This window comes from uncultured Phycicoccus sp., assembly GCF_947495705.1.
In the GTDB taxonomy this organism is placed as follows: domain Bacteria; phylum Actinomycetota; class Actinomycetes; order Actinomycetales; family Dermatophilaceae; genus Phycicoccus.
The window spans coordinates 138,299-162,214 of the sequence record NZ_CANLZR010000006.1 but is presented as its reverse complement, the minus strand read 5'-3'; the positions used below and the strand labels follow the sequence as shown (position 1 = coordinate 162,214).

General features: G+C 75.7%; 24 protein-coding genes and 1 riboswitch. Of the genes, 20 read left to right on the top strand and 4 right to left on the bottom strand.

The features are described 5' to 3' along the window. The 6 genes from Q0963_RS10660 (at position 1) to Q0963_RS10635 (ending at position 4,402) form a co-directional block, all read left to right on the top strand. Entirely contained in the window at positions 1 to 951 is a 951-nt protein-coding gene (locus Q0963_RS10660) for a dihydroorotate dehydrogenase (RefSeq protein ID WP_299445521.1), read from the top strand. After that, positions 948 to 1,808, top strand: coding sequence for an orotidine-5'-phosphate decarboxylase (pyrF, locus tag Q0963_RS10655; protein ID WP_299445519.1), 861 nt, complete (start codon positions 948 to 950; stop codon positions 1,806 to 1,808). The genes Q0963_RS10660 and pyrF overlap by 4 nt, the downstream gene beginning before the upstream one ends. Before the next feature lie 97 nt (positions 1,809 to 1,905). Continuing rightward, positions 1,906 to 2,223 carry an integration host factor, actinobacterial type gene (gene mihF, locus Q0963_RS10650; protein ID WP_299445517.1) on the top strand — a complete coding sequence of 106 codons (318 nt, stop codon included), beginning with the start codon at positions 1,906 to 1,908 and terminating at the stop codon, positions 2,221 to 2,223. Beyond that, positions 2,220 to 2,801: a guanylate kinase gene (gene gmk / locus Q0963_RS10645; protein WP_299445515.1), complete on the top strand. Its 582-nt coding sequence runs from the start codon at positions 2,220 to 2,222 to the stop codon at positions 2,799 to 2,801. Before mihF ends, gmk begins: the two co-directional genes overlap by 4 nt. Before the next feature lie 3 nt (positions 2,802 to 2,804). After that, positions 2,805 to 3,092, top strand: coding sequence for a DNA-directed RNA polymerase subunit omega (gene rpoZ, locus Q0963_RS10640; RefSeq protein ID WP_299445513.1), 288 nt, complete (start codon positions 2,805 to 2,807; stop codon positions 3,090 to 3,092). Between the two features lie 5 nt (positions 3,093 to 3,097). Beyond that, the gene (locus Q0963_RS10635) at positions 3,098 to 4,402 is read left to right on the top strand and encodes a phosphopantothenate--cysteine ligase family flavoprotein (RefSeq protein WP_299445512.1); all 1,305 of its coding nucleotides are present in this window, start codon (positions 3,098 to 3,100) and stop codon (positions 4,400 to 4,402) included. A 48-nt stretch (positions 4,403 to 4,450) separates the two neighbouring features. Here Q0963_RS10635 and Q0963_RS10630 read toward each other — a convergent pair whose 3' ends face one another. After that, entirely contained in the window at positions 4,451 to 5,701 is a 1,251-nt protein-coding gene (locus tag Q0963_RS10630) for a hypothetical protein (RefSeq protein WP_299445511.1), read from the bottom strand. Then, the gene (locus tag Q0963_RS10625) at positions 5,701 to 7,191 is read right to left on the bottom strand and encodes a hypothetical protein (RefSeq protein ID WP_299445509.1); all 1,491 of its coding nucleotides are present in this window, start codon (positions 7,189 to 7,191) and stop codon (positions 5,701 to 5,703) included. The genes Q0963_RS10630 and Q0963_RS10625 overlap by 1 nt, the downstream gene beginning before the upstream one ends. 131 nt (positions 7,192 to 7,322) lie before the next feature. Between Q0963_RS10625 and metK the strand changes: the two genes are divergently transcribed. The 5 genes from metK (at position 7,323) to Q0963_RS10600 (ending at position 13,441) form a co-directional block, all read left to right on the top strand. Continuing rightward, positions 7,323 to 8,543 (top strand): methionine adenosyltransferase, encoded by a 1,221-nt coding sequence (gene metK, locus Q0963_RS10620; RefSeq protein WP_299445507.1) that lies wholly within the window; start codon positions 7,323 to 7,325, stop codon positions 8,541 to 8,543. 70 nt (positions 8,544 to 8,613) lie between these two features. After that, a complete protein-coding gene (locus Q0963_RS10615) occupies positions 8,614 to 10,668 on the top strand; it encodes a primosome assembly protein PriA (RefSeq protein ID WP_299445506.1) in 2,055 nt (684 codons plus the stop codon). Between the two features lie 31 nt (positions 10,669 to 10,699). After that, positions 10,700 to 11,638 carry a methionyl-tRNA formyltransferase gene (locus tag Q0963_RS10610; RefSeq protein WP_299445505.1) on the top strand — a complete coding sequence of 313 codons (939 nt, stop codon included), beginning with the start codon at positions 10,700 to 10,702 and terminating at the stop codon, positions 11,636 to 11,638. 58 nt (positions 11,639 to 11,696) lie between these two features. Then, positions 11,697 to 12,059, top strand: coding sequence for an HNH endonuclease (locus Q0963_RS10605; protein ID WP_299445504.1), 363 nt, complete (start codon positions 11,697 to 11,699; stop codon positions 12,057 to 12,059). Between the two features lie 35 nt (positions 12,060 to 12,094). After that, positions 12,095 to 13,441 (top strand): serine hydrolase, encoded by a 1,347-nt coding sequence (locus Q0963_RS10600; RefSeq protein WP_299445502.1) that lies wholly within the window; start codon positions 12,095 to 12,097, stop codon positions 13,439 to 13,441. Positions 13,442 to 13,444: 3 nt separating this feature from the next. Here the strand turns inward: Q0963_RS10600 and Q0963_RS10595 are convergent, their stop codons facing one another. Next, positions 13,445 to 14,278 (bottom strand): DinB family protein, encoded by an 834-nt coding sequence (locus Q0963_RS10595; RefSeq protein WP_299445500.1) that lies wholly within the window; start codon positions 14,276 to 14,278, stop codon positions 13,445 to 13,447. A 98-nt stretch (positions 14,279 to 14,376) separates the two neighbouring features. Here Q0963_RS10595 and Q0963_RS10590 point away from each other — a divergent pair, with 98 nt between their 5' ends. Genes Q0963_RS10590 through Q0963_RS10575 form a run of 4 tightly spaced genes read left to right on the top strand, consistent with a single transcriptional unit; the run spans position 14,377 to position 17,593 of the window. Further along, a complete protein-coding gene (locus Q0963_RS10590) occupies positions 14,377 to 15,867 on the top strand; it encodes an RsmB/NOP family class I SAM-dependent RNA methyltransferase (RefSeq protein ID WP_299445498.1) in 1,491 nt (496 codons plus the stop codon). Then, entirely contained in the window at positions 15,860 to 16,312 is a 453-nt protein-coding gene (locus Q0963_RS10585) for an SgcJ/EcaC family oxidoreductase (protein ID WP_299445496.1), read from the top strand. Before Q0963_RS10590 ends, Q0963_RS10585 begins: the two co-directional genes overlap by 8 nt. A gap of 10 nt (positions 16,313 to 16,322) precedes the next feature. Beyond that, positions 16,323 to 16,979 (top strand): ribulose-phosphate 3-epimerase, encoded by a 657-nt coding sequence (rpe, locus tag Q0963_RS10580; protein ID WP_299445494.1) that lies wholly within the window; start codon positions 16,323 to 16,325, stop codon positions 16,977 to 16,979. Between the two features lie 2 nt (positions 16,980 to 16,981). Further along, positions 16,982 to 17,593 carry a pentapeptide repeat-containing protein gene (locus Q0963_RS10575; RefSeq protein WP_299445493.1) on the top strand — a complete coding sequence of 204 codons (612 nt, stop codon included), beginning with the start codon at positions 16,982 to 16,984 and terminating at the stop codon, positions 17,591 to 17,593. A gap of 24 nt (positions 17,594 to 17,617) precedes the next feature. On the opposite strand, the gene Q0963_RS10570 is transcribed toward Q0963_RS10575, so the two are convergent. Next, a complete protein-coding gene (locus tag Q0963_RS10570; RefSeq protein WP_299445491.1) occupies positions 17,618 to 18,295 on the bottom strand; it encodes a PIG-L family deacetylase in 678 nt (225 codons plus the stop codon). A gap of 51 nt (positions 18,296 to 18,346) precedes the next feature. Between Q0963_RS10570 and Q0963_RS10565 the strand changes: the two genes are divergently transcribed. The 5 genes from Q0963_RS10565 to Q0963_RS10545 all read left to right on the top strand — a co-directional run bounded on the left by Q0963_RS10565 (position 18,347) and on the right by Q0963_RS10545 (position 23,915). After that, positions 18,347 to 18,943, top strand: a complete 597-nt coding sequence (locus Q0963_RS10565; protein ID WP_299445489.1) for a GNAT family N-acetyltransferase — start codon at positions 18,347 to 18,349, stop codon at positions 18,941 to 18,943. Further along, on the top strand, positions 18,921 to 20,714 hold the full coding sequence (locus Q0963_RS10560) for a GNAT family N-acetyltransferase (RefSeq protein WP_299445487.1): 1,794 nt from the start codon (positions 18,921 to 18,923) through the stop codon (positions 20,712 to 20,714). Before Q0963_RS10565 ends, Q0963_RS10560 begins: the two co-directional genes overlap by 23 nt. A 72-nt stretch (positions 20,715 to 20,786) precedes the next feature. Beyond that, positions 20,787 to 20,917, top strand: a riboswitch (FMN riboswitch). A 122-nt stretch (positions 20,918 to 21,039) separates the two neighbouring features. Then, complete coding sequence (ribD, locus tag Q0963_RS10555; protein ID WP_299445485.1) at positions 21,040 to 22,056, top strand: bifunctional diaminohydroxyphosphoribosylaminopyrimidine deaminase/5-amino-6-(5-phosphoribosylamino)uracil reductase RibD; 1,017 nt, start codon at positions 21,040 to 21,042, stop codon at positions 22,054 to 22,056. Positions 22,057 to 22,059: 3 nt separating this feature from the next. Further along, a complete protein-coding gene (locus Q0963_RS10550; protein ID WP_299445483.1) occupies positions 22,060 to 22,674 on the top strand; it encodes a riboflavin synthase in 615 nt (204 codons plus the stop codon). Further along, on the top strand, positions 22,671 to 23,915 hold the full coding sequence (locus tag Q0963_RS10545; protein ID WP_299445482.1) for a bifunctional 3,4-dihydroxy-2-butanone-4-phosphate synthase/GTP cyclohydrolase II: 1,245 nt from the start codon (positions 22,671 to 22,673) through the stop codon (positions 23,913 to 23,915). Before Q0963_RS10550 ends, Q0963_RS10545 begins: the two co-directional genes overlap by 4 nt. The last annotated feature ends 1 nt before the right edge of the window (position 23,916 follow it).

The following is a 23,916-nucleotide window of genomic DNA, read 5'->3' as shown; positions in this document are numbered from 1 at the left end:
ATGAGCACGACGCTCGCCGGGATGCGGCTGCCGAACCCGGTGCTGACCGCGTCGGGCTGCGCCGCCAACGGCAAGGAGCTGCAGCGGTTCTTCCCGGTGGCCGAGCTCGGTGCCTTCGTGACCAAGACCGTGATGCGCGACCCCCGGTCCGGGCGGCCGACGCCGCGGATGGCCGAGACGCCGTCCGGGATGCTCAACTCCATCGGGCTCCAGGGCCCGGGCATCGACGCGTTCTGCACCCAGGACCTGGTGTGGCTCGCCGACCACGGGGCCCGGGTGCTCGTGTCCGTGGCGGGCAACACGGCCGAGGAGTTCGGTGAGGTCGTGGACCGCCTCGTCGCCGGCCCGGCGTGGGACTGCGTCGTCGGGGTCGAGGCGAACATCTCGTGCCCCAACGTCGCCAACCGCGGGCTCGTGTTCGCCTGTGACCCGGAGTCCTCGGAGCGGGTCGTGCGGATCGTCCGCGACCGGGTCCCCGAGGGGGTCCCGGTGTTCGCCAAGCTGACCCCCGACGTCACCGACATCGTCGCGATCGCCGCGGCGGCGCTGGGTGCCGGGGCGGACGGCCTGACGATGATCAACACGCTGCTCGGCATCGTCATCGACACCGACCTCCTGCGCCCGCAGCTGGCCGGCGTCACCGGCGGCCTCTCCGGGCCGGCGGTGCGGCCGGTGGCGGTGCGGGCGATCTGGCAGGTGACCGCGGCGATGCGCGGGGGTCGCCTGCCCACGGCGCCGGTCATCGGGGTCGGGGGAGTGCGCACCGGAACCGACGCCCTGGAGCTCGTCGCGGCCGGCGCGGCGGCCGTCCAGGTCGGCACCGCCACGTTCAACGACCCGTCCGCGCCGCGCCGCGTGCTCACCGAGCTCGAGGCCGAGGTGCGACGGCACGGCTTCGACCGCTTCGCCGACGTCGTCGGCATCGCCCACGAGAGGATGGTCCGCCCATGACCCGCACGCCCTTCGGTGAGCGTCTGCGCGCCGCGATGGACGCCCACGGCCCCTTCTGCCCGGGGATCGACCCGCACGCGGCGCTGCTCGACGCCTGGGGCCTGCCCGACTCCGTCGACGGCCTCGAGCGGTTCGCCCTGACGTGCGTCGAGGCGTTCGGGGGCACCGTCGCGTGCGTCAAGCCGCAGTCGGCGTTCTTCGAGCGGTTCGGCTCCCGCGGCGTCGCCGTCCTCGAGCGCACGCTCGAGGGGCTGCGCGAGGCGGGCACACTGAGCCTGCTCGACGCCAAGCGCGGCGACATCGGCACGACGATGGCCGGCTACGCGCAGGCGTACCTCTCGGACGACTCGCCCGTGCGGGCCGACGCCGTGACCGTGAGCCCGTACCTCGGGTACGAGTCGCTGCGCCCGGCGCTCGACCTCGCCGCCGCCACCGGCCGCGGCGTCTTCGTGCTCACGCTCACCTCGAACCCCGAGGGCGCCTCGGTCCAGCACGCGGTCCGGGACGACGCCACGGTGGCCGCGTCGATCGTCGACGGTGCGGGCGCCGACAACGCGGCGGCGCGGGCCCGGGGCGCGCTCGGCAGCGTGGGCCTCGTCGTCGGGGCCACCGTGGGCTCGGCCGTCGCCGACCTCGGGCTCGACCTCGCCGGCTCGGCCGCGCCGATCCTCGCGCCCGGGCTCGGCGCCCAGGGCGGGACGCCGGACGGGCTGCGGCGGACCTTCGGCGACGCCATGCCCCAGGTCCTCGGCAACTCCTCCCGGGCGGTGCTCGGTGCCGGGCCGGGGGTGGCGGCGCTGCGCGCGGAGGCTCGGCGGGCCGCGGACGACCTCGCGAACGCGGCGAGCCGGCGATAGACCGGATCTCGCAGGTCGCAGGCCCGTCGGTTAGAGTCGCGACCGTACCGCCGGGCGTTGAGCAGCCAGCGTCTGCAGTGACAGCAAGGATCATTCCGTGGCACTTCCCCCGCTCACCCAGGAACAGCGCAGCGCCGCCCTCCAGAAGGCCGCCGCGTCCCGACGCGAGCGAGCCGAGGTCAAGCACCGGCTCAAGCACTCGAACGCCTCCTTGGAGCACGTGATCGCCGAGGGGCGGACCAACGACGTCATCGGCAAGATGCGGGTCTCCGCCCTGCTCGAGTCGATGCCGGGTGTCGGCCGGGTCCGCGCCCGCCAGATCATGGAGGAGATCGGCATCTCCGAGAGCCGGCGCCTCCGCGGCCTCGGCCAGAACCAGGTGACGGCCCTCCTCGACCGCTTCGGGCGGCAGTGACGACCCCCGCCCGCCTCACCGTCCTCGCCGGGCCGACAGCGGTCGGCAAGGGGACCCTTGCGGCGTACGTGCGCGAGCACCACCCCGAGGTGTGGCTGTCGGTGTCCGCGACGACCCGCCGCCCCCGCCCGGGCGAGGTCGACGGCGTCCACTACCACTTCGTCTCCGAGGAGCGGTTCGAGGAGATGGCGCGCAACGGCGACCTCCTCGAGTGGGCCGTCGTCCACGGCCGGGCCAAGTACGGCACGCCACGCCGTCCGGTCGAGGAGGTCCTCGCCTCCGGCCGGCCGGCGCTCCTCGAGATCGACCTCCAGGGCGCGCGGCAGGTCCGCGAGACCATGCCCGAGGCCTTCTTCGTCTTCCTCGCGCCTCCCAGCTGGGACGAGCTGGTCCGCCGGCTCGTCGGCCGCGGCACCGAGGACGAGGAGGAACGGGCCGCCCGGCTCGCCACCGCCAGGGTCGAGCTGGCGGCCGCCGCCGAGTTCGACGTGACCGTCGTCAACGACGACGTTCGGCGGGCGGCCGAGGAACTCGTATCATGGATGGGAACCCCCGTCCCCACGACGAATCGAGACTGACGCGTGTCTGGAACCATCGCGAACCCCATCGGCATCACCAACCCGCCGATCGACGAGCTCCTCGAGCGAGCCGACTCCAAGTACGCGCTCGTCCTGTACTCGGCCAAGCGGGCCCGCCAGATCAACGCGTACTACGCCCAGCTCCAGGAGGGCCTGCTCGAGTACGTCGGCCCGCTCGTCGACTCCGAGGTGCACGAGAAGCCGCTGTCGATCTCCCTCCGTGAGATCAACGAGGGTCTGCTGACCTCCGAGCCCACCCCCGAGGGCGGCGAGCAGCCCGCCGAGGGCTGACCGGCGTGAAGGTCGTCCTCGGGGTCGCCGGGGGCATCGCGGCGTACAAGGCGTGCAGCCTGCTGCGTCTCCTGTCCGAGGCCGGCCACGACGTCACGGTCGTGCCGACCGCCTCCGCCCTGCACTTCGTGGGCGAGGCCACCTGGTCGGCGCTGTCGGGCAAGCCGGTGCACACCGACGTGTGGTCCGACATCACCGAGGTCCCGCACGTCCGGATCGGCCAGGAGGCCGACCTCGTCGTCGTCGCCCCGGCCACCGCCGACCTGCTCGCGCGCGCGGCCACCGGGCAGGCCGACGACCTCCTCACCAACGTCCTGCTCACGGCCCGCTGCCCCGTGGTCATGGCCCCGGCGATGCACACCGAGATGTGGGAGCACCCGGCCACGCAGGCCAACGTCGCGACGCTCTCCGAGCGCGGCGTGCACGTCGTGCCGCCGGCGTCCGGGCGGCTCACCGGGCAGGACTCCGGCCCGGGCCGGCTGCCGGAGCCCGAGGACCTCTTCGCGATCTGCCAGCGCGAGCTCTCCCACCCCGGCGCGTCCCCCACTTCTCATGCTGGGGCCCGCGCGAGCGGGGCCGCCGGCGGCGTGTCGGCGGACGCCAGCCTGAAAAGTCGGGGAGATCTGGAGGGGCGGCGGGTGGTCGTCTCCGCCGGCGGGACCCGGGAGCCCCTCGACCCGGTGCGGTACCTCGGCAACCGGTCCTCCGGCAAGCAGGGCTACGCCCTCGCGGCCGTCGCCGTGCAGCGGGGCGCCGACGTCACGCTCGTCACGACGTCCGGGCTGCCGGTGCCGCCGGGAGCCACGGCCGTCCACGTCGAGACGGCGCTCGAGATGCAGGCCGCGGTCCGTGAGGCGGCCGCCTCCGCTGACGTCGTCGTCATGGCCGCCGCGGTGGCCGACTTCCGCCCGGCGCAGGTGGCGGCCCACAAGATCAAGAAGACCCACGGCCCCGATGCCGACGGTGCGGCCGACGACTCGGCGCCCACGGTCGCCCTCGTGCGCAACCCCGACATCCTCGCCGGGCTCGTCGCCGAGCGCGGCGGTGCCTCGGCCCCGGTGCTCGTCGGCTTCGCCGCCGAGACCGGCGACGGCACCGGGTCGGTGCTCGAGCACGGCCGCGCCAAGCTCGCGCGCAAGGGCTGCGACGTCCTCGTCGTCAACGAGGTGGGCGCGGGCGTGACGTTCGGCAAGGACGAGAACACCGTTCACGTCCTGCGCCGGGGGAGCGAGCAGGTCCTCGACGTCGGCCCGGCGACCAAGACCACGGTCGCCGGCGCCGTGTGGGACGTCGTCTCCGACCTGCTCTGAGGCCGGCCGGAGCGCCCGGCGGCCGCGTGAGCCGCCGCCGGTCCCGGGTCAGCGGTGCGCGGCCGCGCGCTTCTTCTTCTGCTTCCCGCCCTCGGCGTGGCCCTGGTCCGCCGCGTCCGCGCCGACCGCGTCCTCGGGCTCGACCTCTTCGTCGGCCTCTTCGTCGGAAACCTCGACGACCGTCTCCTCGGTCGACCCGTCCGTGGGGGCCTCCTCGTCGGCCGGCTCACCGTCGGTGGCGGCCTCGTCCGAGACCGTCTCGTCGGTGACCGTCTCGTCGGTGGCGGCGTCGTCGGTGACCGGCTCCTCGGGCTCCTGACCCGCCGCGGCGTCCTCGGCCGGCGGCGCCTCGGTGCTCGCGACGATCGCCTCGGCCGCAGCCGGGCCACCGAGGGTCGCGAGCATGTTGCGCACGTTGGACAGCTGCGCGGTGATGCTGTCGCGGCGGGCCGTCGCGGCGGCCAGCTCGCGCTCGGAGTCACGGCGCACCCGCTCGGCCTGCTCCTTGGACACCCGGACGATCTCGGCGGCCTCGGCGCGGGCCGACTCCAGGATCCGGTTCGACTCGGCGAGCTTGGCGGTGTGGTCCTCGTCGGCCTCGCGGGCCAGCAGGTCCGCGCGCTCCTGGATGGCGCGCAGCGCGTCGTCCTGGGTGGCCATCTGCTCGTTGAACTCCGCCGCGGACCGCTCGCGCCGCTCGCCGAGCGTCCGCTCGAAGTCGGCGGCCTGCGCGGCAGCGGTGGCCCGCTGCTTCTCGTAGTACGCCTCGGCCTCCTCATGGCGGGCGGCGGCCTCCCGCGCGGCGTCGTCGACGATCGAGTCGGCCTGCGCCTTGGCGCGCGAGAGGATCTCGGCGGCGTCGGTGTCGGCGCGGTTGCGCACCTCCTCGGCGTACCGGTCGGCCTCCGCGCGGACGAGCTGGCTCTCGTCGGTGGCGGCCCGGCGGACCTCGTCGGCCTGCGCGGTGGCGGCGTCGCGGATCGACCCGGCCTCCTCGTCGGCGAGCCCGAGCATCCGGCCGATCCGGTCGCCGAGGTCGGCGAAGGTCGGGTTGGAGACCTGCCGGGACTGCTCCTCGAGCTCGGCCACCTTCGCGCGGTGCGACTCGAGCTCCTCGCTCGCGGACTCCCGGTCCTGGCGCGCCTTCGTCAGCTGGACCGAGTTCTCGGCCGCCTCCTGCCGCGCGGCCTCCGCCTCCCGGCGGGCCGACTCGACGGCCTGGTGCAGCGCCGCGACGTGGGCGTCGACCTGCACGGGGTCGTAGCCACGGAAGACGGTCGGGAACTCCGGCTGGTTCATCAGGACTCCTGTGGATCTGAGGTGGAGATGTGGGTCTGGTCGACGGCGGCGGCGTCGCTGTCGGCGTGTGCCGGGCCCGCGGACCCGTCGTGGACGGCCAGGGCCTCGATGACCCCGGACAGCCGCCCGAGCTGAGCGTTGATGGCATCACGGCGCGCTGCGAGTGTATGCACCTCGGCGCGCGCGCGCTCGACGGCGGCGTGCGCCTCGGCCCGGACGCCGTCCGCCCGCTGCCGGGCCTGCTCGGAGGCCGTGACGATCTCGGCCCGGGCGGCACGGTGGTACTCGTGGGCCTCGCGGTGCATGCGCTCGACGTCCTCGGCGGCCGCCTGGCGGACGAGCCGGGCGCCGTCCTCGGCCTCGCTGAGCCGGCGGTCGGCCCGGGCGTTGGCCTCGACCTCGCGGCGGCGGGCCTCCTCGACGAGTCGCGCGGCTTCCTTCGCGGCGGCGTCACGGGTGCGCTCGGCGTCGGCCCGGGCCTCGGCGAGGACGGACTCGGCGAGCTCGCGCATCCGCCGGGACTCCGACTCGGCCTCGGCGAGACGGTCGCGCGACTTCGCCGTGGCACTCCCGAGGATGGTCTGCACCCGCTGCCGGTGGGTGCGGGTGCGGGCGGTGAGCTCCTGGTGGTGGGTGCGAGCCCGGTGTTCGCGCTCGGCCTCGGCCCGGTCGAGGATCTCGCGCACCGTGCCCTGCGCCCAGGCGAGGTGCTTCTCGGCGGTGTCGATCGTGTCGCGGGCCTCGGCCTCCGCGTCGCCGACCAGCCGGGCCGCCATCGCCCGGGCATCCTCGACGAGCCGGTCGACGTCCGCGCGGGACTGCTCCTCACGGGTCGCCACGTCCTCGAGCCGGGCGAGCGCCTCGGCCTCGGCGGCACCGCGGTGCCGGGCCGCGTACTCGTCGGTCTCCCGGCGCAGCGCGGCGAGCTCGGACCCGGTGGACTCGCGCAGGCTCGCGAGCTCGGCGGCGTGCGCCGCATGCTCGGCCTCCCACCGCTCCTGGTGGGCCCGCTCCTCCTCGGCCAGCCGGGCCATCGTCGTCTCGTGCTCGGTCCGCGCCCGGTCGAGCAGCGCGGTCGCACGGTCCTGCGCGTCGGCGACGAGCGCGGCGGCCTGCTCCTCGGCGATCGAGATGGCCTCGTCGCTGGCCTTGGTCGCGCGGGCCCGCAGCAGCGAGGCCTGGTCGGCGGCGTCGGCGAGCATGATCTCGACCTCGGACCGGGTCTCTTGCAGGCTGCGCTCGGCCTCGGCGCGGCCCTCCTCGACCCGGGTGGTCAGCTCGGCGAGCTCGTGCGCCGCGGCCGCGGCCTCGGCCCGGAGCCGGGCCGACTCGGCGCGCGCGTCGGTCAGCTCGCGCCCGGCCTCCTCGCGCAGCTGGTCGGCGAGCGTCTGGGCGCGGGTCAGCAGGGTGAGCGCCTCGTCGACCGGGCTCTCGGGCGCGCTCGACCCGGAGCCGAGCGTCGTTGTCACACCGTTGGTCCCGTCAGACACGACCCCCATGATTCCAGATGAAGCCCGGAGGTCGGACTCGCCGGGCGGCGCGCCCGCCGACAGGTAGATTGGGCCGGGTGCCCGCCGCCCCCAGCCGGTGGTCGCCACCCCCCACACGAAGGAGAAGCCGCGTGTCCGCACGCCTGTTCACGTCCGAGTCCGTCACCGAAGGTCACCCGGACAAGATCTGCGACCAGATCTCCGACAGCATCCTCGACGCCCTGCTCGCGCAGGACCCGCGCAGCCGTGTCGCCGTCGAGACCATGGTGACGACCGGGCTCGTCCACGTCGCCGGTGAGGTGACCACGGAGGCGTACGTCGAGATCCCGCAGGTGGTCCGCGAGACGGTGCTCGGTATCGGCTACGACTCCTCGACGAAGGGCTTCGACGGCGGGTCGTGCGGCGTCTCGGTCTCGATCGGCCAGCAGAGCCCCGACATCGCCCAGGGTGTGGACACGGCCTTCGAGAACCGGACGGGCGGGGTCGACCCGCGGGACAAGCAGGGCGCCGGCGACCAGGGCCTGATGTTCGGCTATGCCTGCGACGACACCCCCGAGCTCATGCCGCTGCCGGTCTTCCTCGCGCACCGGCTCTCGGAGCGGCTGTCCGCGGTCCGCAAGAACGGCGACCTCTCGTACCTGCGCCCCGACGGCAAGACCCAGGTGACGATCGCGTACGACGGCGACACGGCCGTCTCGCTCGACGCCGTCGTCCTCTCGACCCAGCACGCCGAGGACATCAGCCTCGACGGGCTGCTGGAGCCGGACATCCGCACCCACGTCATCGAGCCCGTCCTCGCCGAGCTCGCCGAGGCCGGGACCGAGCTGCGCACCGACTCCTACCGCAGCTACATCAACCCCACCGGCAAGTTCGTCATCGGCGGCCCGATGGGTGACGCCGGGCTCACCGGCCGCAAGATCATCGTCGACACCTACGGCGGCATGGCCCGCCACGGTGGGGGAGCGTTCTCGGGCAAGGACCCGTCCAAGGTGGACCGGTCCGGCGCCTACGCGATGCGCTGGGTCGCCAAGAACGTCGTCGCCGCGGGCCTCGCCCGGCGCTGCGAGGTCCAGGTCGCGTACGCCATCGGCGTCGCCCACCCGGTCGGGCTGTACGTCGAGACCTTCGGCACCGAGACCGCGCCGGTCGAGAGGATCCAGGCCGCCATCGACGCCGTCTTCGACCTTCGGCCCCTCGCGATCCTCGAGGACCTCGACCTGCTGCGTCCCATCTACAAGCCGACCGCCGCGTACGGCCACTTCGGCCGCACGACGGCGCCGGGCGTCACCGACGCGTTCACCTGGGAGCGCACCGACCGGGTCGAGGCGCTGCAGCGCGCCGTGGCCGGCTGACCGCTGCGTCATCCACAGGTGGAGCCCGCCGCCCCGTCGGGGGTCGGCGGGCTCCGCTAGGTTCGGGAACGTGACGGCGACGAGCGACGAGGGCGAGCAGCTGGCCCTCCTCGCGGGGGCGCGGCCGGCCCGCCCGCGCCGGCTGGCGGGCGCCGACCCCGTCACCGACGACCGCCCGGTCGCGCTGGTCCAGGTCGACACCGGGCTCGCCCACCTCGACCGTCCCTTCGAGTACGCCGTCCCCGAGTCGATGGCCGACGGGGCCGAGCCGGGCACCCGGGTCAAGGTGCGCTTCGCCGGTCAGGACCTCGACGGCTGGGTGCTCGAGCGTCGCGACGCGGCCGAGCACGTCGGGCGGCTGTCGGCGCTGCGGCGGCTCGTCTCGCCCGAGGCCGTCCTCACCCCGGCGGTCCTCGACGCCGCGCGGGCCGTGGCCGACCGCTATGCGGGGACCCTCGGCGACGTGCTGCGCCTGGCCGTGCCACCCCGGCACGCGCGCGCCGAACAGGCGCTCCCCACCGACCCGCCCGAGCACCCGGCCCTGCCGCCGCACGAGCCCCGGGCCTGGGCCCCGTACGTCGCCGGCCCGGCGTTCCTCACCCACCTGCGCGAGGGCGGGGCGCCCGCCGCGTCGGTCCTGGCGCTGCCCGCGGCCGACCCGACCGCGGCCTGGCCCGCACTCCTCGCCGGGGCCGTGCGGGTCGCCGTCGAGGCCGGGCGCGGAGCCGTCGTCGTCGTCCCCGACCACCGCGACGTGGTCCGGGTCGAGGCAGCCCTCGTCGCGGCGCTCGGCGCCGGGCGACACACCCGTCTGACGGCCGACCAGGGCCCCCAGGCGCGGTACACGGCGTTCCTCAAGGCCCGACGCGGCCACACCCCCGTCGTCGTCGGCACCCGCGCGGCGGCCTTCGCGCCGGTCCGGGACCTCGGGCTGGTGGTGTGGTGGGACGACGGCGACGACCTCCTCGACGAGCCGCGGGCGCCGTACCCGCACGTCCGGGAGGTCCTCCTCGCGCGGGCGCACCGTGAAGGGGCGGCCGTGCTCGCCGCCGGGCTCACCCGCTCCGCCGCCGTCGCCGACCTCGTGGCGCGCGACGTGCTCAAGGCCCTCGACGCGCCGCGCGCGGTCGTGCGCGCCGCCGTCCCGGCGGTGCACGTCGCGGGCGAGGGCAGCGACCTCGAACGCGACCCCGCGGTCGCCGCCGCCCACCTGCCGTCCGTGGCCTGGCGCGCCGCGAAGGAGGCGCTGGCGAGCGGGCCGGTGCTCGTCCAGGTCCCGCGGCGGGGGTACCTGCCCTCCCTGACGTGCCAGGACTGCCGGCGGCCGGCCCGGTGCCGGGAGTGCTCGGGTCCGCTCGGGCTGCCGGGTCCCCAGGGCCCGCCCGCCTGCCGGTGGTGCGGCCGGGTCGAGACGCGGTTCTCGTGCCCCGCGTGCTCCGGCTCCCGGCTGCGGTCCTCCGTCGTCGGGGCCCGGCGCACCGCCGAAGAGCTGGGCCGCGCCTTCCCGGGCGTCCCCGTCGAGCGGTCCGGCGCGGGGACCGTGCTCGACGAGGTCGGGCCCGGTCCGCGGCTCGTGGTGGCCACGCCCGGCGCCGAGCCGGTCGCCCCCGAGGGCTACGCCGCCGCGCTGCTCCTGGACGCCTGGGCCCTCCTCGACCGGCCGACCCTCGACGCCGGCGAGGAGGCGCTGCGCCGCTGGTGCGCCGCCGCCGCTCTCGTCCGGCCCGCCTCCGCCGGTGGCCGGGTGGTCCTGGCCGGGGCGCCCACCCATGTCTCGGTCCCCGCGGTCGAGGCGCTCGTGCGCTGGGACCCGGTCTGGTTCGCCGACCGAGAGCTCGACGAGCGGCGCGAGCTGGCGCTCCCGCCCACCGCCCGCCTCGCCGCGCTCACCGGCTCGCGCGCCGCCGTCGGCTCGGCCCTCACCGAGCTCGAGCTGCCCGCGTCGGCCTCCACGCTCGGCCCCCTGCCGCACGGGCCGGAGCGCTGGCGAGCCCTCGTCACCGTCCCGGTCTCGGACGGTCCGGCCCTCGCCCGCGAGCTCGCGGCGCTGCGCGCCCGCGCGTCCGCCCGCAAGGAGCCGGACCCCGTCACCGTCCGGGTCGACCCGCGCGACCCGGCGTCCTGACCACCCCGGCGGCGCCTCCTAGACTCGCCGGGTGCGTCTCGTCCTCGCCGGAACCCCCGCCACCGCCCTCCCGTCCCTGCGTGCGCTCCTGGCGTCGCGGCACGAGGTCGCGGCCGTCGTCACCCGGCCCGACGCGCGCTCCGGACGTGGCCGCGCGCTCGCGCCCTCGCCGGTCAAGGAGGTGGCCCTCGAGCACGGCCTCGAGGTCCTCACCCCGGGCACACCCCGCGATCCCGACTTCCTCGACCGCCTCCGCACCATCGCACCCGACTGCTGCCCGGTCGTCGCGTACGGGGCGCTCCTGCCGCCGGTCGCCCTCGAGGTGCCGGTCCACGGCTGGGTCAACCTGCACTTCTCGCTGCTGCCCGCCTGGCGCGGTGCGGCGCCCGTGCAGCGCGCCCTCATGGCCGGCGACGAGGTGACGGGGGCCAGCACGTTCGTCATCGACGAAGGGCTCGACACCGGGCCGGTGCTCGGCGCCGTCACCGAGACGGTGCGCCCCGACGACACCGCCGGGAGCCTGCTGGGACGGCTCGCCGACGTCGGCGCCGGCCTGCTCGTCGCGACGATGGACGGCCTGGAGGACGGCGCGCTGTCCCCGGTACCGCAGCCCGCCGACGGGGTGAGCCACGCCCCGAAGCTGTCGACGGAGGAGGCCGAGGTCCGCTGGGGCCTGCCCTCGCACGTCGTGGACCGGCACATCCGCGGCTGCACCCCCCACCCGGGGGCCTGGACGGTGTTCCGCGACGAGCGGCTCAAGGTCGGCCCCGTCGACCCGGCCCCGGCACCGCCGCCGGACTGTCCGGCCCTGGCGCCCGGGCACCTCCACCCGACGAAGCGCGCCGTCTTCGTCGGCACCGCCTCCGGTCCGGTGGTGCTCGGCGAGGTGCGACCGCACGGCAAGAAGCCGATGGCGGCCGCCGACTGGGCCCGCGGGGTCCGGATCGGACCGGGGGAGCGGCTCGGCTGACCCGCGGTCAGCGGGCGCGTCCCGGACCGGCCCGGGCGCAGCGGCTACCGTCGCTGCCATGACAGGTGTCCGGCGGGTGCGGGCCGCCCGACGGCGGAAGCGACGCCTCGCCGGCGCCGTGCAGGACCTCACGGCCCCGCAGTGGGCCGCGGTCGTCGACGCCTGGGGGCGGTGCGCCTACTGCGGCGCCGACGACGGCCCGTACCAGCGCGACTGCGTGCTGCCGGTCTCGCGCGGCGGTCGGTACACCCTCGCCAACGTGGTCCCGGCCTGCCGCTCGTGCAACGCGAGCAAGTGCAACGCCGAGGTGACCGGGTGGATGCGGCGCAAGCGGCTCGACGAGCGGGCGTTCCTCGTCCGCCACGCGGAGGTCGTCGCCGCCCTCGTCCCGCGCTTCGCCCCCGACGAGCTGACCGGCTGAGCGGTGCGGGCGGCGCGGTGATCTAGCGTCGGGGCATGATCCGCGACTCGACGGCCGCCCTGCTCCGACGCCTCGTGCTCGAGCGTCAACGCGACGGACGGGTGCCCGGCATCCACGCCAGCATCTTGCGCCACGGCGAGGTCCTGTGGGAGGCCGGGGTGGGGACGGCCGAGGTCGGCACCGAGCGCGCCCCGGCGCGGGACGACCAGTTCCTCATCGCCTCCAACACCAAGACCTTCGTCGCGACGATGGTCATGCAGCTGCGCGACGAGGGCCGGCTCGACCTGGAGGACCTCCTCGCCGACCACCTGCCCGGGCTGTCGCACGACCTCACGGTCCGCGACGCGCTCTCGCACCTGTCCGGGATGCAGCGGGAGCCGGTCGGGGACGTGTGGGTGACCCTCGAGCACCCCGACGCGCGGGCGCTGCTCGAGCAGGCCGAGCAGGCCGAGCGCGTCCTCCGGCCCGGGGACCAGTTCCACTACTCCAACCTCGTCTTCGCCCTGCTCGGCCAGGTCGTGGCCCGGCTCGACGGACGCCCGTGGGACGAGTCGCTGCGGGCCCGGCTGCTCGACCCCCTGGCGATGGCCCGCACCACGGTCGGCTTCGACGACGGGCCCCGCGCCCACGGCTACTTCGTCGGTCCGTGGCACGACGTGCCCGCCCCCGAGGCGCTCATCGACCTTCGGGCGACGGGGCCGGCCGGGGCCCTCGCCTCGACCGCCGGGGACCTCGCCCGCTGGACCGCCTTCGTCGCCGCCCCCGACCCCGGCATCCTCGACCCCGCGACGATGGCCGAGATGACCCGGCCGCGGGCGTTCATCGACCCCGACGGCTGGCAGCTGGGGATGGGCCTCGGCTTCTTCCTGCTGCGCACGCCCGGCGGCCGGGTCCTCACCGGGCACACCGGCGGCATGCCCGGGCATGTCACGGCGGTGTTCACCGACCGGTCCTGCGGGACGGCGGTGATCGTCCTCATGAACTCCTCCACGCCACCGGACCCGATGGCGTTCGCGGCCGCGCTCCTCGACACCGTCCTCGACCGGGACCCGGCCGAGCCGGCGCCGTGGCGCCCGGGCACCGAGGTGCCCGCCGATCTGCGGCCGCTGCTCGGTCGGTGGTACTCCGAGGGGAGCCCGTGGGACTTCTCGGTGCGTCAGGGCGTGCTCGAGGCGCGGTCGCCGACGTGGCCTGCCGCGCGCGCCTCCTGGGGCTTCGAGCGGGTCGGCGAGGACCTGCTCCGCGCGACGTCCGGGGCCGAGCGGCACGAGCCCTTGCGGGTGCTGCGCGGCCCGGACGGGCGGGTCGAGTCGCTGCGCTGGGCGACCTACCGGGTGACGCGGGAGCCGCTGGGCATCGGGCAGCAGCCGGCCGGGGACTGACGGTCAGGCCCGGGACTCGAGGGCGTCGAGGTCGCGCTCGGCGAAGCGGCGGTGCCACCACTCCTCGTTGAGGATCGTGAGGAGACACTCGCGCACCGGGAACGAGACCGGCTCCGGCCAGCCGGGCCCCTCGACGGGCACCGTGGCGGCGGCGAGCCCCTCGTCGGTGAGCTCGTCGAGGTAGCGGCGCACCATCGCCTGCCGGTCGTGCCGCAGGGCCAGGACGGTGTCGAGGTCGGGACGGGCCTGCCGGTCGCGGGGGACGCCGGGAGTGTCCGGTGCCTCGTCCCACGGCAGCGAGAGCGGGTGCCAGGGGCGGGGGTCCCCGAGGATCGCGCGGGCGAGCCAGGACTCCGTCGCGAAGGCGAGGTGGCGGAGCGTCTGCACGAAGGACCACTCGCCGTCGACGGACTCGTGGAGGAGGTGCGGCTCGAGCCGGCGGGCCCGGGCCACCGTGCCGGCCCAGAGCTCCTCTAGGACGTCCCAGGCGTGCCGGAACCCGGCGGCGTCGGTGGGTCGCATCGCGGCGTGGTCGGGGAACCGGCGGTCGAGCTCGGCCTCGACGAGCGGCCCGACGTCGATGCCGTTGACGGTCAGGCCGTCGATTTCGCCGCTGATCTCGACGCGCTGGAGGGCCGAGCCGCGGAGGCGGACGTCGACGAGGAGGACGTCCCGCAGGATGGAACCGCTGAGGTCGGCCGAGCGGACGGTGAGCCCGCTGGCGAGGACGTCCTGGGCCCGCGCCCCGGACAGGTCCACCTCGCGGGCGTCCACGTCGCGCAGGGCCGCCCGGCGGACCGTGCGCCCGGACAGGTCGACGCCGTCGATGTCGCTCATGGGGCCACGGTAGGACCGGAACCGGACGATCCGTGTCCGGGACAGTCGGCGCGCCCGGGCGTTCGGTGCTGCGTGCCTCGCCCGGCTAGCCTCCTCAGGTGCCCGACCGTCCTTCACGCCCCCACCGGGGCGGACCCCGCCGCCGGTCCGCCACGACCCCCGCGCAGCGCACCCGCGCCGCCGAGCCCACCCGGTTCGCCGCCTACACGCTGCTGCGGGCCGTCGCCGAGGGGGCCTACGCGAACCTCGAGATGCCCAAGGTCATCCGGGCGCGCCGGCTCGAGGCCCGGGACGCCGCCTTCGCCACCGAGCTCGCGTTCGGCACCATCCGCTGGCAGGGCCTCTACGACGCGATCATCGCCGTCGCCGCCGACCGGCCGGCCGAGCAGATCGACGCGAACATCCTCGACGTGCTGCGGCTCGGGGTCCACCAGCTGCTCGGGATGCGGGTGCCCGCCCACGCCGCCGCCGACCAGACCGTCGGGCTCGCGCGCACGGTCGTCGGGCAGGGCGCAGCGGGCCTCGTCAACGCGGTGCTCCGCCGGGTCGGCGAGCGGACCCTCGAGGAGTGGACCGAGGCCGTCGCCCCGGCCGACGGTGGCGCCCACGCCCTCGCCGTCCGGCACTCCCACCCCGAGTGGGTCGTCGCGGCCCTGCGCGCCTCACTGCTCGGGCACGGGCGCGCGACCCCCGAGACCGTCGACGCCGAGCTCGTCGCCCTGCTCGCGGCGAACAACGAACCCCCGCGCGTGCACCTCGTCGCCCGCCCCGGCCTGAGCACCGTCGAGGACCTCACCAGCGCCGCGGACGCCGAGCCGAGCCGCACCTCGCCCATCGGTGCCGTCCTGCGCAGCGGCGACCCCGGGCGGATCGCCGCAATCCGCGACGGGCGTGCCGCGGTGCAGGACGAGGGCTCCCAGCTCCTGGCCCTCGCACTGGCCGCGGTGGACGTGCCCGACGGGCTGCCCGCCCGCTGGCTCGACCTGTGTGCCGGGCCGGGCGGCAAGGCCGGCGTGCTCGGCGCGCTCGCCGTTCGCTCCGGGGTCGACCTCACCGCCGTCGAGGTGAGCCCGCACCGGGCCGACCTCGTCCGGTCCGGGCTCGCGCTCGTCTCCGAGCGGGCCGAGGCCGCCGGTCGCCGCGTCGAGGTGCGCACCGCCGACGGCCGGGAGGTGGGGGAGGACGAGCCCGAGGCCTATGCGCGGGTGCTCGTCGACGCGCCCTGCACCGGGCTGGGCGCGCTGCGGCGGCGGCCCGAGGCGCGCTGGCGGCGCCAGCCGTCGGACCTCGCCACGCTCGGCCCGCTCCAGCGCTCCCTGCTGGCGTCGGCGCTCGACGCCGTCGCTCCCGGCGGGGTCGTGGCCTATGCGACGTGCAGCCCGCACGTCGCCGAGACCCGCTTCGTCGTCACCGACGTCCTGAAGAAGCGCGACGACGTCGAGCTGGTCGACGCCCGCCCCTTCCTCACCGACGCCGCCGGGGCCCCGATGCCGAACCTCGGTGACGGGCCCACCGTCCAGCTGTGGCCGCACGTCCACGGCACCGACGCGATGTACCTGGCCCTGCTCCGCAAGCGGGCCGATGGCTGACCCAGGCACCCCGCGATGGGTCCAGGCCGAGACCGACCGGGTCCGCCGGGTCGAGTCGGACTACGACGAGGCGTGGGGGCGCGGCGACGTCGACGGGTTGCTCCGCTGCCTGACCGACGACGTGGTGCTCGTCAGCCCGCGGGGCGACGTGGCCCGTGGCTCAGCGGAGGCCAGGGCGCTGTTGGTGGAGCTGTTCGCGGGTTGGGCCCGCGGGTCCTCACACCGGAGCACGGTGCTGCGCGTCGACCTGCTCACCGAGGACGTCGCGGTCCTCGACGGGACGGCCCGCCTCAGCGGGCTCGGGCCGCAGGCGCCCGGGGTGGACCCGGACGGATCCATGGTGCACGGCTACACCGACGTCCTGGTCCGGCGCGACGGCCGGTGGCGCATCGCCCACGTCCGTGCCCGCACCGGTGGCGAGGAACTCGACGAACCCGGTCGCTAGGGTGACGCCTGTGCTGATCTCGCCTTCGATCCTCGCCGCCGACTTCGCCAACCTCCAGTCCGAGCTCGAGGCCATCGCGACGGCCGACTGGGCTCACGTCGACGTCATGGACAACCACTTCGTGCCCAACCTCACCCTCGGGCTCCCCGTCGTCGAGCGGCTGCGCGAGGTCAGCCCCGTCCCGCTCGACTGCCACCTGATGATCGAGGACCCGGACCGGTGGGCCCCGGGGTACGCCGAGGCCGGCGCCGAGTCGGTGACCTTCCACGTCGAGGCCGCCGCGGACCCGGTCGCCACGGCCCGGGCCATCCGCGCCGCCGGGGCGCGGGCCGCGTTCGCGGTCAAGCCCGGCACCGACTTCGCACCGTACGCCGACCTCCTCGCCGAGGTCGACATGGTCCTCGTCATGACCGTCGAGCCGGGCTTCGGCGGCCAGTCGTTCATGGCCGACCAGATGCCCAAGGTGCGGCAGGTCCGCGAGGCGGTGCGCCGGCACGGCGGCGACATCTGGGTCCAGGTCGACGGCGGGGTCTCCGCCGACACCATCGAGCAGTGCGCCGAGGCCGGGGCCGACGTCTTCGTCGCCGGGTCCGCTGTGTACGGCAAGGAGTCCGCAGCCGACGCCATCGCCGAGCTGCGGGCGCTCGCCGAGCGGCACCGGCACTGACGGTGACCACCCTCGCCGAACGCGTCGCCGAGTCCGGCGGCTACCTGGCCGACGCCGACCTCACCGACGGGCTGGCCCCCGGCGAGGTCCTCGACGGGGCCGAGTTCGAGGCCTGCCGGTTCGTCGGGAACGTCCTCGAGAAGGCCGTGCTCCGCTCGAGCACCTTCGTCGACTGCACGTTCACCGGCTGCAACCTCTCGATGGCCGACCTCGACGGCTCCCGCTTCACCGACTGCCGGTTCGTCGACTGCAAGGCGCTCGCCGTCGCGTGGGGCCGGGCCGGGGCGTCACCGCTGTCGACGCGCCCGTGGGACTTCGAACGGTGCCGCCTCGACCTCGGCTCCTTCCGCGACGTCGAGGCCGCCGCGTCCCGGTTCGCCGACTGCTCGATGCACGAGGTCGACCTCGCCGGCGCCGACCTGCGCCGGGCCGTGCTCACCGGCGCGGACCTCGCCGGGGCGACGTTCGCCGCCACCGACCTGCGCGACGCGGACCTCACGGGGGCGTCGGGGTACCTCATCGACCCGTCGGCCAACCGGATCCGGGGGCTGCACGTCGACGTCGTCGGCGCCGCCGGCATCCTGCGGGCGATGGGTGTCGTCGTCGAGGGCTGACCCGCGGCGGGCGGCGGGCGGCGGTCAGCCGGTGGCCGGCTCCAGCCGGTGGCTCCAGCAGGCCGGATCGTCCAGCTGGGCGTCGAAGTACCCACGCACCGACCTCAGCCCGACCCCCCACTGGCCCGCCGCCACGTCGGTGTAGCGGTACGGGTACTGCTCCCGGTAGCCGATGTCGGCGGTCTCCCGCTCGAGCGGAGGGTGGGGGAGCCGGTCGCGGCACCAGGGGGCGACGAACGCGCGAGCCGGGTGCCGCAGGCCCCCATTTGCGGCGAGGTCCGCGACGACCGCGCCCAGAACGGAGTGGTCGGGGTTCTCGTCGTGCTCGCTGACGACCCAGACCTCGGCGTCCGGCAGGCGCTGCACCCACCCCGTGACGACCTCGTGGGTGGTGTCCCGGGTGAAGGACTTCTCCCGCTGGCGCGGTGTCGCCGCGTGCACGTGGGCCCGCTCGACCCCGAGCAGGTGGGCCGACATCGAGAACTCGCGGTCGCGCACCCGGCCGATCTCCTCCGGCGACGGCTCCCGCCCGAGCAGTGCGGGCATGTCGCGGCGCCGGACGGCGGTCCCGTCGCCGAGGCCGAAGAGGACGAGGTGGACCTCGCGACCCGCGGCGGTGGCGTTGCGCAGCGCTGCCCCCATGATGAGCAGCTCGTCGTCCTGGTGCGGCACGAGGGCGAGCACCGGAGGGGTCGAGGCCACTGCGCTAGCGTAGCCGTGACCGGTCGGGCATCCGCGAGTGGAAGGGACCACGTGGCGTCGAGGACACCGCGATACGAGCGTCTGACGACGTTCGCCCGCGACCTGACCGACCTGCCCGACCCCGGACCCGACCGTGGCTACCGGCTCGAGCGAGCCGACGAGGCACTGCTCGCCGAGTTCCACCGCACCGCTCCGAAAGGGCTGAACGCGCGCAAGCTGGCGGTGCTGCGCGACCGGCTCGGCACCGACGAGCAGGTCTGGGTCGTGCGGGACGCGGACGGGGCGTTCCTGGGCTGGTGCCACATGATCGCGGGCAGCGGGCCGAACTCCCGGATCGGGCACACCCTGCGGCTCCGAGCGGACGAGGTCTTCCTCTTCGACGACCGGACGCTCGCGGGCTTCCAGCGGCGCGGCGTGCACGCGTTCACGATCCGGCGCCGGATGGAGCTCGCCCGCGAGGCCGGGGCTCGCCGCGCCGTCACGACCATCACGAACGCGAACGCCGCGAGCCGGGCGTCCTACGGGCGGCTCGGCTTCACCCCCCGCAGCCAGCTCCTGCACGTGCCCGCACTGCACCGGACGGTCGAGCTGCCGGCCACCCCGGCCTGGCTCAGGGAGGTGGCCCGTGGACGTCGAGGTCGTCGATGACACCGCCGGGCTCGACGCCCTGGCGGACGACTGGCGGCGCCTCGACGCCGCCGACCCGCGGGCCGAGTTCTACACGACCTTCGACTGCGTCCGGGGGTGGTGGGAGGCGTACGGCGGTCTCGACACCTTCGGGCTGCGGGTCCTCGTGGCGCGGCAGAACGGCGCCGTGGTCGGCATCCTGCCGCTCGCGCTGCGGCGGCGCCGCAGCAAGGGCCGGGAGGTGCAGGTCCTGCGCTTCGCGAGCCACGGCGACTGGATGGCGCCGGTCCTCGACCCCGCCGCGCCGGTGGCGACGGTCCTCAAGGCGCTGCTCGCGCACGTCGACGCCGACGACGCATGGGACCGGCTGCAGCTCGACCACATCCGGGCCGGGTCGCACCTGTGCTCGGTCCTCCTCGCGTCCGACCACTGGAACGGCCACCTGACGCACCAGGTCGAGCACCCCCGGATCCCGCTCGCGGGGGTGGCCGGGATCGAGGCGTTCGAGCGCGACCACGGGCTGCCGTCCAAGACCCGCAAGTACCGGAACAAGCTGGTCCGGGACCACGACGTGCGCTTCGTCGTGCACGACGGCGACGACGCGGACATGTTCCACCGGCTGGGGCGCCTGCACGTCGCCGAGAAGCAGCACCTCGTCGAGGACGCGGGCCGCGACGAGCGCCACTCCTGGTACGAGGACCCGCAGCGACGCACCCACTACGAGCGGCTCTTCGCGACCCCCGGGGCGGTGCGCACCTTCTGCTACGAGTCCCCCGGGGGCGAGCTCCTCGCCGCGCGCTCGACCTTCCGACACCGCGACACCCTCCTGTCGTGGACGAGCGCGTACGACCCGGCCCTGCGCGACTACCGCCTCGGCAAGGTCATCCAGTACGACGTCCTCGACCACGTGCTCGCCGACGGTGACGTCGCCGTCTTCGACTTCGGGTCGGGCCGGTACCCGTGGAAGTTCGAGTGGACCGAGGACTTCGACCACAGCTACAGCCTGCGGGTCGAACGCCGGGGGGCGCCCGAGCCCGCACCGCCCGCTCCGGCGCCTCGGAGCGTGCCGGGCCCGGCGGGCACCGGGCCGCAGCGGCGGGTCGGTCCCCCCGCCGGGCCCAGAGCCCTCGCCCGGGGTGCGGTCCGCACCGCCCGGTCGGCGGCTCGCCGGCTCGTCGGCCTCGCCACGGGACTCGCCTCCGCGCGCACGGGCACCGAGGTCTGGTACCTGGCCCGGCCCGGGCACGAGCTGCTGGCGTTCGGGGCCGCCCTCGCAGAGGTCCGGCCCGACCACCTGGTGCTGGTGCATGCCGGCATCGGGCTCGACACGGCACGCCGGCGGGCGCTGGACGCAGAGCTGCGCGAGCCCCTGACCGACGACGCGCTCGCCGCGGCCGTCCGGGCCGAGGTGACCGACGCGGCCGCTGCGCTCGGGGTGCCGGCCGACCGCACGCGCCTCGCCGAGGGCGGGTCCCGGGCCGCCGGGCGGGCCGTCATCGCCGCGGTCGTCCGCGAGCATCCGCGGGCGCGGCACCGGGTCGCCACTGTCGACGACGAGGACGCGTGGGTGGTCGACGCCGTGCGCGAGGCGGCGCAGCGGGTCGGCGCCACCGTCGACGTCGTCACGTCCACCGCCGCGACCCCGTCGGAGCCGCGGACCCGCCGGGTCGTGGGCGCGTACCGCAGGTGGGACCCGGACGCCGGGCGGTACGCCGTCAACCGCGCCGCCGCGTCGCGCTACCTCACCGAGGTCGGGCTGGACCCGGCCGACCCGCGAGCGCACGACCTCTGACCGCCGGTCGGTGACCGACCGCACAGCAGACCGGAGGTGCCCGCAGCGGCACCGATGGCGCATAATGGCCAGGTACGTGCTCCGGGGTCGGTGCAATTCCGAGCCGGCGGTGACAGTCCGCGACCCGGCCGCAGCCAGCGGCCGGTTGACCAGGTGGAACTCCTGGACCGACGGTGAAAGTCCGGATGGGAGGCAGCACGTGCCGGTGGGACCCTCGGGTCCCGTCGGCGGCCGTGACGACGGCGCACCCCTGTGGTGCGCCGGTGTCGGCCATCAGCCCGGAGCCCGACCGACAGACCGGTTCGCGGCACGAGGGCAGGACACCATGGACGAGCACACCGCGCTGATGCAGCGGGCGCTCGATGCTGCCCTGCTCGGGCCGGAGGCCGACCCCAACCCCCGCGTCGGGTGCGTCGTCACCTCCCGGCACGGTGACGTCGTCGGCGTCGGGCATCACCGCGGGGCCGGCACCGCGCACGCCGAGGTCGACGCCCTCACGCAGGCCGGCGACGCGGCACGCGGGGGCACCGCGTACGTCACCCTCGAACCGTGCGACCACACGGGCCGCACCGGCCCCTGCACCGGTGCGCTGCTCGCGGCGGGCGTGGCCGCCGTCCGCTACGCCGTGGCCGACCCCGACCCGGCAGCCGGCGGGGGAGCGGCCCGGCTGGCCGCGGCCGGGGTCGACGTGGCGGCCGGCCCCCTGCAGGCGGACGCGGAGAGGGTCAACCGGACGTGGCTCTTCGCCCGGCGCGCGGGGCGACCCTGGGTCACCTGGAAGACGGCGTCGACCCTCGACGGCCGGGCCGCCGCCGCGGACGGGTCGAGCCGCTGGATCACCGGGGAGCCGGCCCGCGCGGACGTCCACGGGCTGCGATCGCGCTGTGGTGCGGTGCTCGTCGGCACCGGCACCGTCCTGGCCGACGACCCCGCCCTCACGGTGCGACCCGAGGACGGCACGACGCCGCGCCGGCAGCCCCTGCGGGTCGTCCTCGGGCAGCGCCCGGTGCCGCCCGACGCCCGGGTGCTCGACGGCGCCGCGGAGACGCTGGTGGTCCAGAGCCACGACCCGGCGGAGGCCCTGGCCGCCGTGACCGCCCGCGGGGTGCACCACGTCCTCCTCGAGGGCGGCCCCACGCTCGCCGCCGCGTTCCTGCGGGCCGGGCTCGTCGACGAGGTCGTGGCCTACCTCGCACCGGCCCTGCTGGGCGCCGGTGCCGCCATTGTCGGCGACCTGGGGATCACGTCCATCACCGACGCGCTGCGCCTCGAGACCCGCGACGTCGCGGTCCTCGGTGGCGATGTGCGCATCACCGCCCGACCCCTGACGACAAGGAGCTGACCCGTGTTCACCGGCATCATCGAGGAGCTCGGCACCGTCACCGCCATCGAGCGCGGCGCCGACTCCGCACGACTCACCGTCCACGGTCCGCTCGTCACCTCCGACGCCGAGCACGGCGCCTCGATCGCCGTCAACGGCGTGTGCCTCACCGTCGTCGAGCACGGTGGGGGGTCGTTCACGGTCGACGTCATGGCCGAGACGCTGACCCGCACCAGCCTCGGGGCCCTCGCGCCCGGCGCCCGCGTCAACCTCGAGCGGGCGATGGCGGCCTCGTCCCGGTTCGGCGGCCACGTCGTGCAGGGCCACGTCGACGGCACGGCCACGGTGACCGCCCGCGAGCCGGGGGAGCGCTGGGAGGTCGTCCGCTTCGCCATGCCGCCGGCGCTCGCCCGCTACCTCGTCGAGAAGGGCTCGATCACGGTCGACGGGGTGTCGCTGACCGTCGTCGACGTCTCCGACGACACGTTCTCGGTCTCGCTCATCCCCACGACCCTCGAGCTCACCACCCTCGGAGCGACGGCGGTCGGGGGCCTCGTCAACCTCGAGGTCGACGTCCTCGCGAAGTACGTCGAGCGCCTGCTCGCGGCGCGTCTTGCCCGTACGGAGGTCTCCGCATGACCAGCCCACGCCCCACCCAGGCCCTCGCCACCGTCGAGGAGGCGCTGACCGCCCTCCGGGCCGGCCGGCCGGTCCTCGTCGTCGACGATGCCGACCGCGAGAACGAGGGCGACGTCGTGCTCGCCGCCGAGACGCTGACCGCCGAGTGGACGGCCTGGACCGTCCGGCACACCTCGGGCTACCTCTGCGCGCCGATGCCCGACGCGACCGCCGACCGCCTCGGGCTGCCGCTCATGGTCCGCGACAACCACGACCCGCTGCGGACCGCGTACACCGTGACGGTCGACGCGGCGGCGGGGGTGACGACGGGGATCTCGGCGGCCGACCGCACCCGGACCGCGCGGGTGCTGGCCGACCCCGCGTCGACCGCCCAGGACCTGATCCGGCCCGGTCACCTGATCCCGCTGCGGGCACGGCCCGGCGGGGTGCTCGTCCGGCCCGGCCACACCGAGGCCACCGTCGACCTGTGCCGGCTCGCCGGCCTCCAGCCGGTGGGCGTCATCGGCGAGCTCGTCGAGGACGACGGGACGATGACCCGGCTGGGCGGCGTCCTCGCGCTCGGCGCGGAGCACGACCTGCCGGTGCTCACCATCGCCGACCTCGTCGCCTGGCGCCAGCGTCACGACCGGGTCGAGCGCGCCGCCGACACCACGCTGCCGACCGCGCACGGGACGTTCCGCGCGCTCGCCTACCGGGACACCGTGACCGGGGACGAGCACCTCGCGCTCGTCAGCCCCCGCGGCCTCGGCGGCCGGGCCCCGCTGGTCCGGGTGCACTCGGAGTGCCTGACCGGGGACGTCCTCGGCTCGCAGCGCTGCGACTGCGGGCCCCAGCTGGACCGGTCCCTGGAGCTCGTGGCCGCCGACGGTGGAGCGGTCGTTTACCTGCGCGGCCACGAGGGCCGTGGCGTCGGCCTGGCCGACAAGCTGCGCGCCTACGAGCTGCAGGACCAGGGCCGCGACACCGTCGACGCCCAGGTCGAGCTCGGCCTGCCCGTCGACGCCCGCGACTACTCCGTGGCGGCGGGGATCCTCACCGACCTCGGGGTCGGCTCCCTCCGCCTGCTGACGAACAACCCGGCCAAGGTCGCGGGCCTGCGCGCCCACGGCATCGAGGTGTCGGCCGTCGAGCGGCTGCGCACCGCGCCGCTGCCGACGAACGCCGCCTACCTGCGCACCAAGCGGGACCGGATGGGGCACGACCTCGTCCTCGACCCCGCCGACGACGCCACATCCGCCTGAC

Coding starts and splice junctions, on each gene's coding strand:
- ribD (WP_299445485.1), top strand. CDS start 21,040: ATGGACGAGCACACCGCGCTGATGCAGCGGGCGCTCGATGCTGCCCTG.
- Q0963_RS10660 (WP_299445521.1), top strand. CDS start 1: ATGAGCACGACGCTCGCCGGGATGCGGCTGCCGAACCCGGTGCTGACC.
- Q0963_RS10600 (WP_299445502.1), top strand. CDS start 12,095: ATGATCCGCGACTCGACGGCCGCCCTGCTCCGACGCCTCGTGCTCGAG.
- Q0963_RS10595 (WP_299445500.1), bottom strand. CDS start 14,278: ATGAGCGACATCGACGGCGTCGACCTGTCCGGGCGCACGGTCCGCCGG.
- pyrF (WP_299445519.1), top strand. CDS start 948: ATGACCCGCACGCCCTTCGGTGAGCGTCTGCGCGCCGCGATGGACGCC.
- Q0963_RS10630 (WP_299445511.1), bottom strand. CDS start 5,701: ATGAACCAGCCGGAGTTCCCGACCGTCTTCCGTGGCTACGACCCCGTG.
- Q0963_RS10545 (WP_299445482.1), top strand. CDS start 22,671: ATGACCAGCCCACGCCCCACCCAGGCCCTCGCCACCGTCGAGGAGGCG.
- Q0963_RS10605 (WP_299445504.1), top strand. CDS start 11,697: ATGACAGGTGTCCGGCGGGTGCGGGCCGCCCGACGGCGGAAGCGACGC.
- Q0963_RS10585 (WP_299445496.1), top strand. CDS start 15,860: ATGGCTGACCCAGGCACCCCGCGATGGGTCCAGGCCGAGACCGACCGG.